This is a genomic window from Brachyspira pilosicoli (genome assembly GCF_008016535.1).
Taxonomy (GTDB): domain Bacteria; phylum Spirochaetota; class Brachyspiria; order Brachyspirales; family Brachyspiraceae; genus Brachyspira; species Brachyspira pilosicoli_A.
Genome location: NZ_SAXY01000032.1, coordinates 24,450 through 37,808, shown reverse-complemented (window position 1 = coordinate 37,808; position 13,359 = coordinate 24,450). Strand labels below are relative to the sequence as shown.

The window sequence follows — 13,359 nt, the reverse complement described above, 5'->3', positions numbered from 1 at the left end:
GCTTATAATATAAAATTGAATATCTTTATAAAAAATTTTAAATAAAAAAATGGAGCAAAAAAAGATGGATTATAGTTCTACTATCAATTTGCCTAAAACCGCTTTTCCTATGAAAGCTGGTTTGAAGGAAAAAGAGCCCAAAATAATAAAAAAATGGGAAGAAGAAAAACTTTATCAAAAGCTTAGAGAATTAAGAAAAGGTGCTCCTAAATGTATTTTACATGATGGACCGCCTTATGCGAATGGAGACATTCATATTGGAACATCATTAAATAAAATTATTAAAGATATTATTGTGAGATATAAATCTGCTAAGGGGTTTGATTCTCCTTATGTTCCGGGTTGGGATTGTCATGGTATGCCTATAGAGTTAAAAGTACAAGAGAGCTTAGGAGATAAATATAAAGAAACTTCTAAATTTATAATGAGAAAAAAATGCCGTGCTTATGCTCAGAAATATATTGACATTCAAAGAAAAGAGTTCAAAAGACTTGGTGTAATGGGAGATTGGGAAAATCCTTATCTTACAATGTCGCCTGAATATGAATCTGAAATAGTTGAAGTATTTGCACAACTAGTAGAGAAAGGCTACATATATAAAGGACTTAGAACTATTCACTGGTGTATGGACTGTGAAACTGCTTTGGCTGCTGCTGAGATAGAATATGATGAGAACCATACTTCTACAAGTGTTTATGTAAGATTTCCAGTATTAAATAAAATCAATGATAAATTAAACGGTAATGTTGATGTTATGATATGGACTACTACTCCTTGGACATTGCCTTCAAATATGGCTTGTGCTTTCAATAGAGATTTGGAATATGTGGCTGTTGAGATTGACGGAAGATATGCAATAATGACAACTTCTTTGGTTGATACAGTTCTATCTAAAAAAGACATGAAATCAGAAGGAAGGGATATTATTCCTATATCTATGGAAGAGATTGAAAAACTTGAAATAGCTCATCCATTTATAAAAGACAGAAAATCTGCTGTTGTATTTGCTGATTATGTTGAGGCTGCTTCTGGTACTGGTGTTGTTCATACTGCTCCCGGTCATGGTATGGAAGACTATCAGACAGGTATGAATTATGGACTTGATATATATTGTCCTGTAGATAAAGCGGGAAGATATACAAGCGAGTTTCCAGAAATGCAGGGCATGAAAGTAAGAGATGCAAATCCTAAAGTAGTAGAGATACTTGAAAATAACGGTTCATTATTCTATAAAGAGAAAGTTACTCACAGTTATCCTATTTGTTGGAGATGTAAAAATCCGTTAATATTTAGAGCTACTTCTCAGTGGTTTATGAATATGACACATGATAATATAGATGATAGAACAGTTAAATCTTTAGATAATATAAAATGGTATCCTGCTTGGGGACATGAAAGAATGAAAAAAATGCTTGAAAATCGCCCTGACTGGTGTTTATCAAGACAACGTTCTTGGGGAGTTCCTATACCTGCATTCTATTGTAAGAACTGCGGAAAGACTTTGCTTACTGCAGAATCTACAAGGCATTTTGCTGAAATAGTAAAAACTAAAGGAATGGACGTTTGGTTTGAATTAGAGGCTAAAGACTTACTTCCTGAAGGCACTAAATGTGAATGCGGAAGCTGTGATTTTGATAAAGAAGAAGATATTTTGGACGTTTGGTTTGATTCTGGGGTATCATCTTTTGCATCACAAAAAACTAATAAGGATTTGGACGGAGTTTTCCCTGTTGATATATATTTAGAGGGAGGCGACCAATACAGAGGTTGGTTCCAAGCTGCAATTTGGCCTTCTATGGCTATAAGAGGAATACCTCCATACAAAGAGCTTGTTACTCATGGTTGGACTTTAGACGAGCAGGGCAGAGCTATGCATAAAAGTGCGGGCAATGTTGTTTCACCTTTAGAAGTTATTGACAAATATGGTGCTGATATATTAAGACTTTGGTGTATAAGCGAAGACTTTACTCACAATGCACGTGTTGGTGATAATATGATGAAGGCTATTGCTGACAACTACAGAAAAATAAGAAACACTTTCAGATATTTGTTAGGCAACATTTCTGATTTTGATTACAGTAAAGAAAAGGTTGAAGTTAAAGATTTACTTCCTGTAGACAGATATGCTTTATCAAGACTTCATAGTTTTATAAAAGTTGCTGAGAAAGCTTGCGATGGTTATGAGTTACATTTATTCTATCAAAGACTTATAAATTACTGTGTTGTTGAGCTTTCTGCTACTTACTTTGACATTATAAAAGATAGATTATATTGTGATAGAAAAGATTCGCTCTCAAGAAGAAGTGCTCAGACTGTACTTGTTGAGATATTAGATGTATTAGTAAAATTAATAGCTCCTGTACTTCCTTTCACAACTGATGAGGTTTGGGGATACTACAAAGGAGAAAATGCTTCTTCTGTACATTTAGAATTATATCCTAAAGCTGATGATAGTTTAATTGATTTAGAGTTAGAAAGCGAGTGGGCTTCAATTCTTAAAGTACGAGATGATGTATTATTATCGCTTGAAAGAGCTAGAGATAACAGCACAATAGGAAAATCTTTAGAGGCTTATATAACAATATGCACTAAAGAATCAACAACTAAAGACTTGCTTGCTAAATACGAAAAATATTTAAACGAAATCTTCATTGTAAGTAAAGTAACACTCTCTGACAGCAAGGACGGCACATTTATAGAGGGTGGGGTTTCTTTTGTTAAGACAGATAAAGCTAGTCATGAAAAATGCGTACGTTGTTGGGGACATTATGACAGTGTAGGCTCAGACAGCGAGCATAAAGAGTTATGTACTAGATGTGCTGATGCAGTAAAATAAAAAATAATATAATTTTTTAAATATAAAGGGCAGCTATAAATAAATAGTTGTCCTTTTTTGCTTTATTCATATTTTATAATGTTTTACTATTAATTTTTATTATATATTTAGTTGCAAAATGTTTAATTTTGATGTATTATACCATATAGTTATTATAGAGGTATATTTTATGTATAACAGCACAGCACAGCACAGCACAGCACAGCACAGCACAGCACAGCACAGCTATTCATCTTAGAAATTATTTTAAATTACTTAAATATATGTTTATTATATTTCTTATTAATCAATTTAAGAAAATAGTTAAAATCTTGTCTATATTATATAATATAAAATAATTCAATATATAATCATATTATAATTACTATTCTTGTTTTTATACATTACTTAAGAAAATATTTTTAATTAAGTATTTGGAAACAATATATAGTTAGAATATATAAAAATATAGTATATAATAATACAAAGTAGAGGGAAAATTATGAAAAATATCAAACAATTTACTTTAATTATTCTATTAATAACTTTTACTATTACAATAATTTCTTGTGGGGAAAAATATGAAATTGTAGAACCAGAATATAGTGATTTTATTTATTTGAAAGATAAAGGTGCTATAGTGGATGATGGTTTTGAAAAAGAACAAATGTATGATTATGGTAGAAGGATGCTTGATTTTAGGTTACCTTCATATAATATGGATGGTGGAGATTATTATATGGTAGATTCCATATTTGATAAGTTTAATTATGAATTAAATATAGTTGCTGGAAATCAATATGGAACAGGAAGCATTAATGGGGTAGTTACAACATTTATGAAAGCAATAACTATAGAAAATGACTTACTAGATTATAATGCTATAAAAGCTTTTATGTATATGTTTAAAATGTTAGATGAACATAAAGGTATAAAAAATAATTTAGTAAAATCTGATTTTTTAGTTCCTTATTATCTAATAAAAGTTATGTATGCTCATGCATTAATTACTACTATTGGTAATACGTTTACAGATGAAAGAGAAAAAGTTATTAATTCAGAAATGAATGAATATTTTGAGATAATTAGTAAAGAAGAAAAAGATTTTCCATGGTATTCTAAAATGAAAGAATATGATAAAGTATTTGGAACACATATGGTGGATTATGTAGATATGGTTAGAGAATTGACAATTCAAGCTAAAGATAAAGAATATGGTAGTAGAAGACCTATTTGGATATTTTATAATAATAAAATTGAAAAAGAATGGAATGAGTTAAATCATTCTCTTGAAGATGAAGAACATGAAAAATTTTATAATGTTGAGCATGTTCAATATGGGGATAAGAGAATAGCTAACTTAGAAAAACTTATGGATGAAGATATATTAGATTATGAAAAGGTTAAAGCTAAAATAAGATAAGTAATAAATTTATAAATTATAATGTATTAAATTGAAAAGGGTGGCTGTAATGGCTGTCCTTTTTTGTTTGTTGTAGTTTTATAATATAGTTATTAGTAGTATAGTCTTTTTTCTGAAAAATGATAAATAAAAAATTCTATATTTCATTGAATAATTAAAAAAAATTACTTATACTATGTAAAAATAACAAAATTGTTTTTTATAATCAATGTTTTTTTGATTAATGTTTTCTTATATAACTAATTGGGAGATTGTTTTATGTATAGCAAAGATGAAGTTTATAAAAAAGTTGAAGAGCTTGTTATTAAGTTTAGAAATAACAGAGAACAATATACTAACAAAAATTATAATGAAACGGAGACTAGAAGGGATTTTTTGGATCCGTTCTTTGAGGCGTTTGGCTGGGATGTGTCTAACAAGGCAGGGAAATCGCAGACCTACAGAGATGTAATTCATGAGGATAAAGTTAAAGTTGGTAAAGAAACTAAAGCTCCTGATTATGCATTTCGTATTGGGGGGAGTAGGGTTTTCTTTGTGGAGGCGAAAAAGCCCGGTGTTAATCTCAAAGATGACAGTTTGCCTGCTTTTCAGCTTAGAAGATACGGCTGGAGTGCAAAGCTCGGGATTAGTTTTCTCACAGATTTTGAAGAGCTTGCCGTTTATGACTGCACTAGAAAACCTAATGTTAATGATAAGGCCTCTACTGCAAGAATTGAGTATATTCATTTTGAGGATTATTTAAAAAGGTTTGATTTTCTCTATGAGATACTCAATAAAGATAGAATTGAACAGGGTTCGCTTGAAAAGTATATAGCAGGGACTTCTAACAAAAAAGGTACTGAAAGCGTTGATATTGATTTCTTAAGCACCCTTGACAATCTTCGTACTAAACTCGCTTCTAATATATCTAAATTAAACAAAGATTTATCTGTACGCGATTTAAATTATGCAGTTCAGCAGATTATTGACAGGATTATATTTTTGAGGGCGGCGGAAGACAGAGGCATTGAGGAGTATGGTGATTTGAAAAAAACTTGCCAAAACAAAAATGACAATTTTTACAGCAACCTTTTAAGAGTTTTTGAACATGCAGACGGTAGGTATAATTCAGGGCTGTTTGATTTCTCTAAAGACAGTATTAGCAGCAGTATTGTGATTGATAATAAGGTGATAAAAGAGATTATTAATGAGCTTTATTATCCTTTGAGTCCTTATGAGTTTTCTGTGATATCGGTTGAGATAATAGGGAATGCTTATGAGCAGTTTTTGGGCAAAACTATCACAATCGGCAAAAATCACAGTGCGAAGATAGAATTAAAACCAGAGGTGCGTAAGGCAGGAGGGGTTTATTATACGCCTGAGTATATAGTTGATTATATAGTAAAAAATACGGTTGGAGAAGCTATAAAGGGCAAAAAGCCAGAGGAGATAGCCAATATAAAGATATTAGACCCCGCTTGCGGAAGCGGAAGTTTTTTACTTGGGGCGTATAAATATTTACTTAATTATCATATAGAATATTACAACAAGATAAAGGACAGGGCGAAGTTTAAGGGGGTGAAAGAAGATGTAATAAAGGAGAATGGGGATTTAACAATTTGGATAAAGAAGCAGATATTACGCAACAACATATTTGGTGTAGATATAGACAGCAATGCGGCAGAGGTAACGAAATTATCGCTGCTAATGAAATGTTTGGAGGGTGAGAGCCCAGCGTCAATACAGAACAATCAGGATTTATTTAATGAGCGGGCTTTACCGTCATTGGATGACAACATCAAGTGCGGAAACAGTTTGATAGGCAATGATTTTTATGAAAGTCATTTAGATTTGGACGATGACACTTTATATAAAATTAACTGCTTTGATTGGAATTTAAAATTTAGGGACATAATGAAATCAGGCGGATTTGATGTTGTTATTGGCAATCCTCCGTATGTTCAAATTCAAGGTATGGAAAAAGAACTTAAAGAAGGTTACAAAGAAGCTAATTATAAAAATTATGTTTTAACAGGCGACATTTATCAGTTATTTTTTGAAAAAAGTTTAGATGTATTAAAAATTGGCGGAATTGTTGGAATGATAACTTCTAATAAGTGGATGCGTGCGGGATATGGTGCAATTACAAGAGATTATTTTTATAGGAATGCAAATGTTAATGGTGTTGTAGATTTGGGAGCAGGAAGATTTAAAGGAGCTACAGTTGATACGAGCATAATATTATATTCAAAAAATGACGGTGAAATAAAAATTAATGAACCAAGAGAGTTTAAGGCTTTAAAATTTTATGATGATTTAGTAAATCTTAAAGATTTAGAATTTAAAAATGATATAGTTATAGCCAATCATGATAAAGAATGGGTAATAATGAATAATGTTGAAAATAGTATTTTTGAAAAAATAATTAAACATAAACCTTTAAAAGATTGGGGTGTGCAAATTAATTATGGTATAAAAACAGGATTTAATGAAGCATTTATTATTGATGAAGAAACAAAAAATAATCTTATAAATGAAGATGAAAAAAGTTCAGAAATTATTAGAAAATTAGTTAGAGGTAGAGATATAAAAAGATATATTTGTAATTTCCATAATTTATATTTAATTAATATTCATAATGGAGTAAAAAATAAAGATATATCACCTATAGACGTAAAGGATTATCCAGCTATAAAAAAACATTTGGATAAATATTATAAACAATTAGAAAAAAGACAAGATAAAGGAGATACTCCTTATAATTTAAGAAATTGTGCTTATTTATTAGATTTTGACAAGCCGAAATTAATTTATCCAGAAACCACGACATCAGCTAATTTTTATTATGATGAAGAAAATTTTATTCCTGACAAAACAAATTTTATTATGACAGGCGAACATTTAAAATATATTATGTCTGTATTATCTTCAAAAGCAGGTTTTTATATTTTTTATAATTTTTATTCTAATATACAATTAGGTAGTGCAGGTTTTCAATATAGAAAGGATGCTATAGAACCGTTTCCAATTCCAGAGCCTGATAAGGATACTGAAAATAAATTAGTTAATCTTGTTGACAATATCATCGATTTAAACAAAAAATTATCCTACGAAAAGAACCCTAACACTATAGAAATGCTTAATACTCGAATACAAGCTGTTGATGCTGCTATTGATAAAATTGTTTATTCTTTGTATGGGCTTAGTGAGGAGGAAATAGGAATTATAGAAGGTAATTAAATTAAAAATGTATATTTTATATTATATTTTTTTATGAAAAATACTTGAATTATATTATTAAAATTGTAGAATATAAAAAGCTTACAGATAGATATTTCATGTTGCATTTCGCATGAGAAGATTTATTATAGCAAGAGTTTTTCAGTATATAGCTATATATCTGTTTATTTTTTTGCACCAAGCTTGGTGCGGTTTTACTTAAGAGTATCTGTAAGCTTGTTTTTAATATTTGAAAATATGTATAAAAAAGAAGAAATTGAAAGAGCTGTAAAAAAATTAGAAGAATTAGTAAATTGTAAATCAAAAAAAGATTTTTCTGATTGGTTGGATATCAGATTAAAAACTATATATTATATTTTACTCATAAATAAAGAACCATTGTATAACGAATTTACAATTCCTAAAAAAAATGGCAGTATGAGAAACATATCTGCTCCAAATGAACATTTAAAGAGAATCCAACACAATTTAAAAAAAAATCTTGATATGTGTTATATAGCTATTACGCATAATAATTTTAATAAAAGATTAGCTCATGGATTTATAAGAAAAAAATCAATTATAACTAATTCTCAATATCATAAAAATAAAAGATATGTTTTGAATATAGATTTAAAAGATTTTTTTCCTAGTATAAATTTTGGAAGAGTAAGAGGATTTTTTATAAAAAATAAATATTTTCAGTTAAATGAAGATATAGCAACATTAATAGCACAAATAGCATGTCATAATAATCAATTGCCACAAGGTAGCCCATGTTCTCCGATAATATCAAATTTGCTTGCATTAAGTTTAGATAAGTATTTATTTTCATTGTCAAAAAAATATAGATTTACTTATACAAGATATGCTGATGATATTACTATATCTACGAATTTAAGAGAATTTCCAAAAGGAATAGCTTATTTTGATGAATATGAAGAAAAATGGTTTTTAGGTAATAAAATTATAGAAGTAATTAATAATAATCATTTTGATATAAATTTTGAAAAAATCAGGATGCAATATAAAACATCTAGACAAGAGGTTACAGGATTAATTACTAATAAAAAAGTAAACATAAAACGTTCGTATATAAGAGCAACTAGAGCAATGCTAGACCATTTAGTATTATATCCTAGCTCAGATGACTATATTTCAAGAAGAAAAATTGTTGAAGGTAGAATAGCATTTATTCATCAAATTAGAAAGATTAATATAGAAAATAATAGAGATTTATCATTGAAAATGTTAGAAAATTTTTTTTGTTTTGACAACTTTATTAATAACAATAATATTACTATTTTAGTTGAAGGAATAACAGATAAAATATACATAAAATCAGCATTTAAATATTTTAAATCAGAATATAAGTTTAAATTAAAAATAATAACTAAAAATCCATTCTCAAGAACTAATTCTCAAAAAAATTCTGGTGAAGGTTCATTAAATCAATTATTATCAAGGTTTAAAGAAACAAAATTCTTAGATAGAATTAATATGTTTTTGAAAAGGTCAAAATTAGTTAAACCTAAAAATCCTATTATAATTATTTTTGATAGAGATAATAAAAAATTTGTTAATGACTTTGAACAAAAAAATGCACAATATCTATTTTTAGAACCAAATGTATATTATTTTCCAATACCAGAATTACCAGATAAAAAATATATATCAATAGAGTATTATTTTTCTGATGAAGTTTTAAATACTCCTTTTAAAGGTCATAAATTAGAGTTAGATATACAAAATAAAGATAAAAAAATATTTTATAAAATAGGTGAAAAAGGTTTAAGTAAAAATAAATTTGCTATTCATATTGTTAGAAAATTAGCAGAATCTGAATTTATTAATTTTAAAAAGATATTTGATATTATTAACGAAATAAATATAGATTATAAAAATAAATAATTTTGTTTCGTATTTATTTTACTATTGAATTGTTAATTAATTTTTTGCCTAATATGCGATAATGAACCGCACACTAGTACATACTATACGCTATAAAACTATGACGTGCGGAAAGCCCCTACGGCGAGTAGTTGGAGAAAAAATATATTGTAAATGATAAAGGTCTTATAAAAAATAATTATATTTTAGTACAGAACATAGTAGCTCATATAATGAACCCTACACCACATATAAAAATTATAGCTATGCCTTCAAGTATATTAGATAATAAAGACGAATATATTTTATTAAACACAGTAAATCAACTTGAAAATATTAGTAATTTGGATACAAGATTTATATTAGCAATTTTGAATTCTAAATTAATATCTTGGTATGTATATATTTTTATTTTTGGTTTAGCGATTAGAACAATGCACTTTGATAATCCTGTAACTTCAAGAATTCCTATGCCTGTTATTGATTTGAGTAACTCAAGTCATAAGGAGGTGCATGATAAAATAGTTGTTCTCGTTGATAACATCATTGAGCTTAATAAAAAGGTTAATACAGAAAAAAATCCTAACTCTTTAAATATGATAAATAGGCAGATTTTAGCTTGTGAAAAACAACTTGATAATTTGATGTTTTCTATTTATAATTTAAATGATGAGGAAAAGAGGATTATAGAAGGGGAGTAAAAAAGGAACTATAAATTGTGTAATTTTTTTAAACAATATTATATTATATAAATAAAGGGAGTCGATATGGATGTTAGAGAAAAAATAATTTTGATGTTGGTTATATCTAATTTTTTTAATAAAAAAGATCTTAAACTAAAAAGTCATTTTTTATTATTAGAACCATTAATAAGTTATATTTTAATTGATAAAAATTATCATAAAAGAAATGAAGTAATGTTATTTTTTCAAAATTTCAACATTGATGTAGATATAATTGATAGCTTTTTAGAATATTTTAAAAATGATAATATTATAATGTATGATGAATATCAAGATGCATATAGATTAACTTTAGATAGTGAAATTTACAAATTAAATACATATATTATTGAAAGTCAAGACTTATGGAATAATTTAAAAGATCATTCATTGCATATTGCAACTAAAAATAATTTAAAGAATATTAATACAATTAATTTCAACGAAATTTTTTATAATTTTTTTAATAACCTATTAGATGATAATGATACTAATAACAGTCTTACGGATATAGATTTAGAAATAGCTATTCTAATAGAAGAATTAAGAACTTTAAATGAAGAAAAATATTTTTATGTAATAGAACATATAATGCATGGAATAGCTATAATAAAAGCTATATCGCATAATAAAGATAAAAATAAAGAATTTCCTGTTATATATCTTGATAATATATTTGTAGGTAATATTTTAGGTTGGTGCAATAATATTAGACATAAGAGTTCAATTTTAATATTACAACATTTACAAAAAGATGGATTTATTATTAAAGTTCATAAAGAAACATTGGAAATTATATATACAGCTATAAAAAAATATAAGAAGGCTTTAGCAAATCATAAAAATATAATTATGGGTACATTTTATTATTATTTAAAATATTTAGATCCAAATAATAAATATTTAAATATTAATGATATTCCTACACCTCTAATAAAAGAAAATATAATATTAAGATTAAAAGAATATAATATAATAGTTAATAATGATGAACTAGGAATCAAAGTAGATTATCAAGATGCTATATATAATACGATATCTAGTGTTAGAAATGATATATATAAAAATACATTATTTGATAGTGGAGAAATAGAAATCAGACCATCTGAAGAACAAACTAACTATGATTATATAATAATTAAATATTATGAAGAAGAAATTAAAAAAAACCTAAATAGTCAATTAGGAAGTATAAAAGAAATATTTTTAACATATCAAAAAGCTATCTTAATATCATTACCTTATAAACAAAATGAATGTACATACTCTAATATAATGTGGATTAAACAGTTTTTTAGAATTATTATATTAGATAATGTTTTATCTAATATAAATATAAACACAGAAATTTTTAGAACAATAATATTTGAATATTGTAATAATATTATGTCAAATGAACTTATTGTCAAATTCAATGATATAATAAATAATCAAAATATAAGTGAAGAAAATAAGAAACTCTTACTAGCATATGCTGCCGATGTGGATAATTGGTCTAATCTTATAAATATGGATCCTAATGAAATAGTTGAAAAAATTAAAAGACAAAATGATGAATTAGAAGAATTAAAAGAAAAAAATATTAAATATGAAAAAAATATAAAAAATTTAGAAAATGAAATAAACAGAATAAAAGAAGAAAGTAAGAAAGAAAAAGAAACAGAAACTAAATTGTATAATGATAATATAAAAGTATTAAAAGATGAAATAGAAAGAATAAAAGAAGAAAGTAAGAAAGAAAAAGAAACAGAAACTGAATTGTATAATGATAATATAAAAGTATTAAAAGATGAAATAGAAAGAATAAAAGATGAAAATATAAGAAAATCTGATAATTTCAAAATATTTGTTGGTTATATTATTGCAATTTTTATATCTATAGCTTCTTATTTTTTAAAAAAAGTATTAACTGTTGAATTTAATTCTTTTGTATCTCACATAGTTACTTCTTTAAGTATATCTAGTGCTGTAATTTTTCATTTTGTAATAAAAAAAGTTATACATAAAAAATGATTGATTCTATTTTGGTGCTGTTAGTAATTTTTTAGTTATTTCTTGCCTAATATGCGATAATGAACCGCACACTAGTACATACGCAATAGGTTAAAGCTATGGCGTGCGGAGTGCCCCTACGGCGAGTAGTCGTAATACAAAGTGTTGCAGGATATATCTAAATCGTTATTCCAAGAAATACCATATCCTCCAACATCCACTTTTACAAGATTGAATAATTTCCTGTCTCTCAAAATTTCAAACTCTTTATGTTCAGAGAGTAGTTTTTTTATATCATAATATTTAATCTCTTCATTTTCAAATATTATCTCTAAAATGAGATTATCCAAAGCTTTAACATTTTTAATTTTATGGAAAGTCATAATTACTCCAAAGGTTCTAATTGTTTAAAGTTTTGAGTCTTCCACATATTTAAAAGTTCATCTTTATTATTTTTAGCCCATTCTAATACAAGAGAATATGCTTTATTAGGTAAATCTCCTTCTATCATTTTTAATTCGTTTATATCAATCACCCCCACATACTCACCATATATAGCGTGAAAATGCGGAGGATTATGTTCTTTCTGCTGAAAATACATTTTAATAATGATACCATAAAATCTTGATATAACAGGCATTTTTAAGTCCTTATTTTTTAATTAATTTTAACATATAGATTATGTTTTTACAAATGGTTTATTGTTCTTTAATGTAGTAGATATAGATTGTTGCGGAAATTCCGTATGGCGAATACTTGATTTTATACTTAATAACTTTATAATTAAATATGGATAAAAAAGAAGTTATAACTAAACTTACAAACAATAATAAAAATATTAAATACTCTTACTTTTGTAATATTGTAGAGTCTTTTGGTTTTGTATGTAAAAGGCAAAGAGGAAGCCATAGAATATATTCTAAAGTAGGTGTTAGTGAATTAATTAATATACAAAATGTTAATGGAGAAGTGAAACCTTATCAAGTTAAACAATTTTTATTTCTTGTAAAAAAATATAGATTGGAGGAGTAATTATGAAATACAGCATCAAAATTTTTTATAGTGAAGAAGATGAGGGTTATATAGCTTTATCAGAAGAATTAGATAATATAAGTGCTTTTGGAGCAACAGAAGAGGAAGCTTTAAAAGAAATAAAAAATGTTATAGCATTATATTTTGAAGAGAAAAATATACCATTAAATAAATCATAAATATTGCAATTTTATTTAAAGTTTATAGTGTTTTATAGTTAGATACTATTATATCTATAGTAGTCTGAAATGCATCTATAGGCAAAGTATCAGATAGTATATCAAAAT

10 protein-coding genes are annotated in these 13,359 nt (G+C 26.7%); 8 read left to right on the top strand and 2 right to left on the bottom strand.

Annotated features, from left to right (window positions below):
• Positions 1–64: 64 nt before the first annotated feature.
• The 6 genes from ileS to EPJ72_RS05160 all read left to right on the top strand — a co-directional run bounded on the left by ileS (position 65) and on the right by EPJ72_RS05160 (position 12,061).
• A complete protein-coding gene (gene ileS / locus EPJ72_RS05185) occupies positions 65–2,836 on the top strand; it encodes an isoleucine--tRNA ligase (protein ID WP_147731152.1) in 2,772 nt (923 codons plus the stop codon).
• Between the two features lie 481 nt (positions 2,837–3,317).
• Entirely contained in the window at positions 3,318–4,238 is a 921-nt protein-coding gene (locus EPJ72_RS05180; RefSeq protein ID WP_147731151.1) for a hypothetical protein, read from the top strand.
• Positions 4,239–4,496: 258 nt separating this feature from the next.
• Positions 4,497–7,457 carry an Eco57I restriction-modification methylase domain-containing protein gene (locus EPJ72_RS05175; protein WP_147731150.1) on the top strand — a complete coding sequence of 987 codons (2,961 nt, stop codon included), beginning with the start codon at positions 4,497–4,499 and terminating at the stop codon, positions 7,455–7,457.
• Positions 7,458–7,673: 216 nt separating this feature from the next.
• Positions 7,674–9,347, top strand: a complete 1,674-nt coding sequence (locus tag EPJ72_RS05170) for a retron Ec67 family RNA-directed DNA polymerase/endonuclease (protein WP_147731149.1) — start codon at positions 7,674–7,676, stop codon at positions 9,345–9,347.
• A 131-nt stretch (positions 9,348–9,478) separates the two neighbouring features.
• Positions 9,479–10,027, top strand: coding sequence for a hypothetical protein (locus EPJ72_RS05165; protein ID WP_147731148.1), 549 nt, complete (start codon positions 9,479–9,481; stop codon positions 10,025–10,027).
• A 66-nt stretch (positions 10,028–10,093) separates the two neighbouring features.
• Positions 10,094–12,061 (top strand): hypothetical protein, encoded by a 1,968-nt coding sequence (locus EPJ72_RS05160; RefSeq protein WP_147731147.1) that lies wholly within the window; start codon positions 10,094–10,096, stop codon positions 12,059–12,061.
• A 116-nt stretch (positions 12,062–12,177) separates the two neighbouring features.
• On the opposite strand, the gene EPJ72_RS05155 is transcribed toward EPJ72_RS05160, so the two are convergent.
• Both EPJ72_RS05155 and EPJ72_RS05150 read right to left on the bottom strand, forming a co-directional pair.
• Positions 12,178–12,423, bottom strand: coding sequence for a DUF2442 domain-containing protein (locus tag EPJ72_RS05155; RefSeq protein WP_147731146.1), 246 nt, complete (start codon positions 12,421–12,423; stop codon positions 12,178–12,180).
• 2 nt (positions 12,424–12,425) lie between these two features.
• Positions 12,426–12,680, bottom strand: a complete 255-nt coding sequence (locus EPJ72_RS05150) for a DUF4160 domain-containing protein (protein WP_147731145.1) — start codon at positions 12,678–12,680, stop codon at positions 12,426–12,428.
• 149 nt (positions 12,681–12,829) lie between these two features.
• Here EPJ72_RS05150 and EPJ72_RS05145 point away from each other — a divergent pair, with 149 nt between their 5' ends.
• Positions 12,830–13,072, top strand: a complete 243-nt coding sequence (locus EPJ72_RS05145; RefSeq protein WP_147731144.1) for a type II toxin-antitoxin system HicA family toxin — start codon at positions 12,830–12,832, stop codon at positions 13,070–13,072.
• Positions 13,073–13,074: 2 nt separating this feature from the next.
• Complete coding sequence (locus tag EPJ72_RS05140) at positions 13,075–13,251, top strand: type II toxin-antitoxin system HicB family antitoxin (protein ID WP_147731143.1); 177 nt, start codon at positions 13,075–13,077, stop codon at positions 13,249–13,251.
• The last annotated feature ends 108 nt before the right edge of the window (positions 13,252–13,359 follow it).

What these genes read in the sequence shown, in the direction of transcription:
- EPJ72_RS05145 (WP_147731144.1), top strand. Translation starts at nt 12,830, where the DNA reads ATGGATAAAAAAGAAGTTATAACTAAACTTACAAACAATAATAAAAAT.
- EPJ72_RS05160 (WP_147731147.1), top strand. Translation starts at nt 10,094, where the DNA reads ATGGATGTTAGAGAAAAAATAATTTTGATGTTGGTTATATCTAATTTT.
- EPJ72_RS05140 (WP_147731143.1), top strand. Translation starts at nt 13,075, where the DNA reads ATGAAATACAGCATCAAAATTTTTTATAGTGAAGAAGATGAGGGTTAT.
- ileS (WP_147731152.1), top strand. Translation starts at nt 65, where the DNA reads ATGGATTATAGTTCTACTATCAATTTGCCTAAAACCGCTTTTCCTATG.
- EPJ72_RS05175 (WP_147731150.1), top strand. Translation starts at nt 4,497, where the DNA reads ATGTATAGCAAAGATGAAGTTTATAAAAAAGTTGAAGAGCTTGTTATT.
- EPJ72_RS05155 (WP_147731146.1), bottom strand. Translation starts at nt 12,423, where the DNA reads ATGACTTTCCATAAAATTAAAAATGTTAAAGCTTTGGATAATCTCATT.
- EPJ72_RS05180 (WP_147731151.1), top strand. Translation starts at nt 3,318, where the DNA reads ATGAAAAATATCAAACAATTTACTTTAATTATTCTATTAATAACTTTT.
- EPJ72_RS05150 (WP_147731145.1), bottom strand. Translation starts at nt 12,680, where the DNA reads ATGCCTGTTATATCAAGATTTTATGGTATCATTATTAAAATGTATTTT.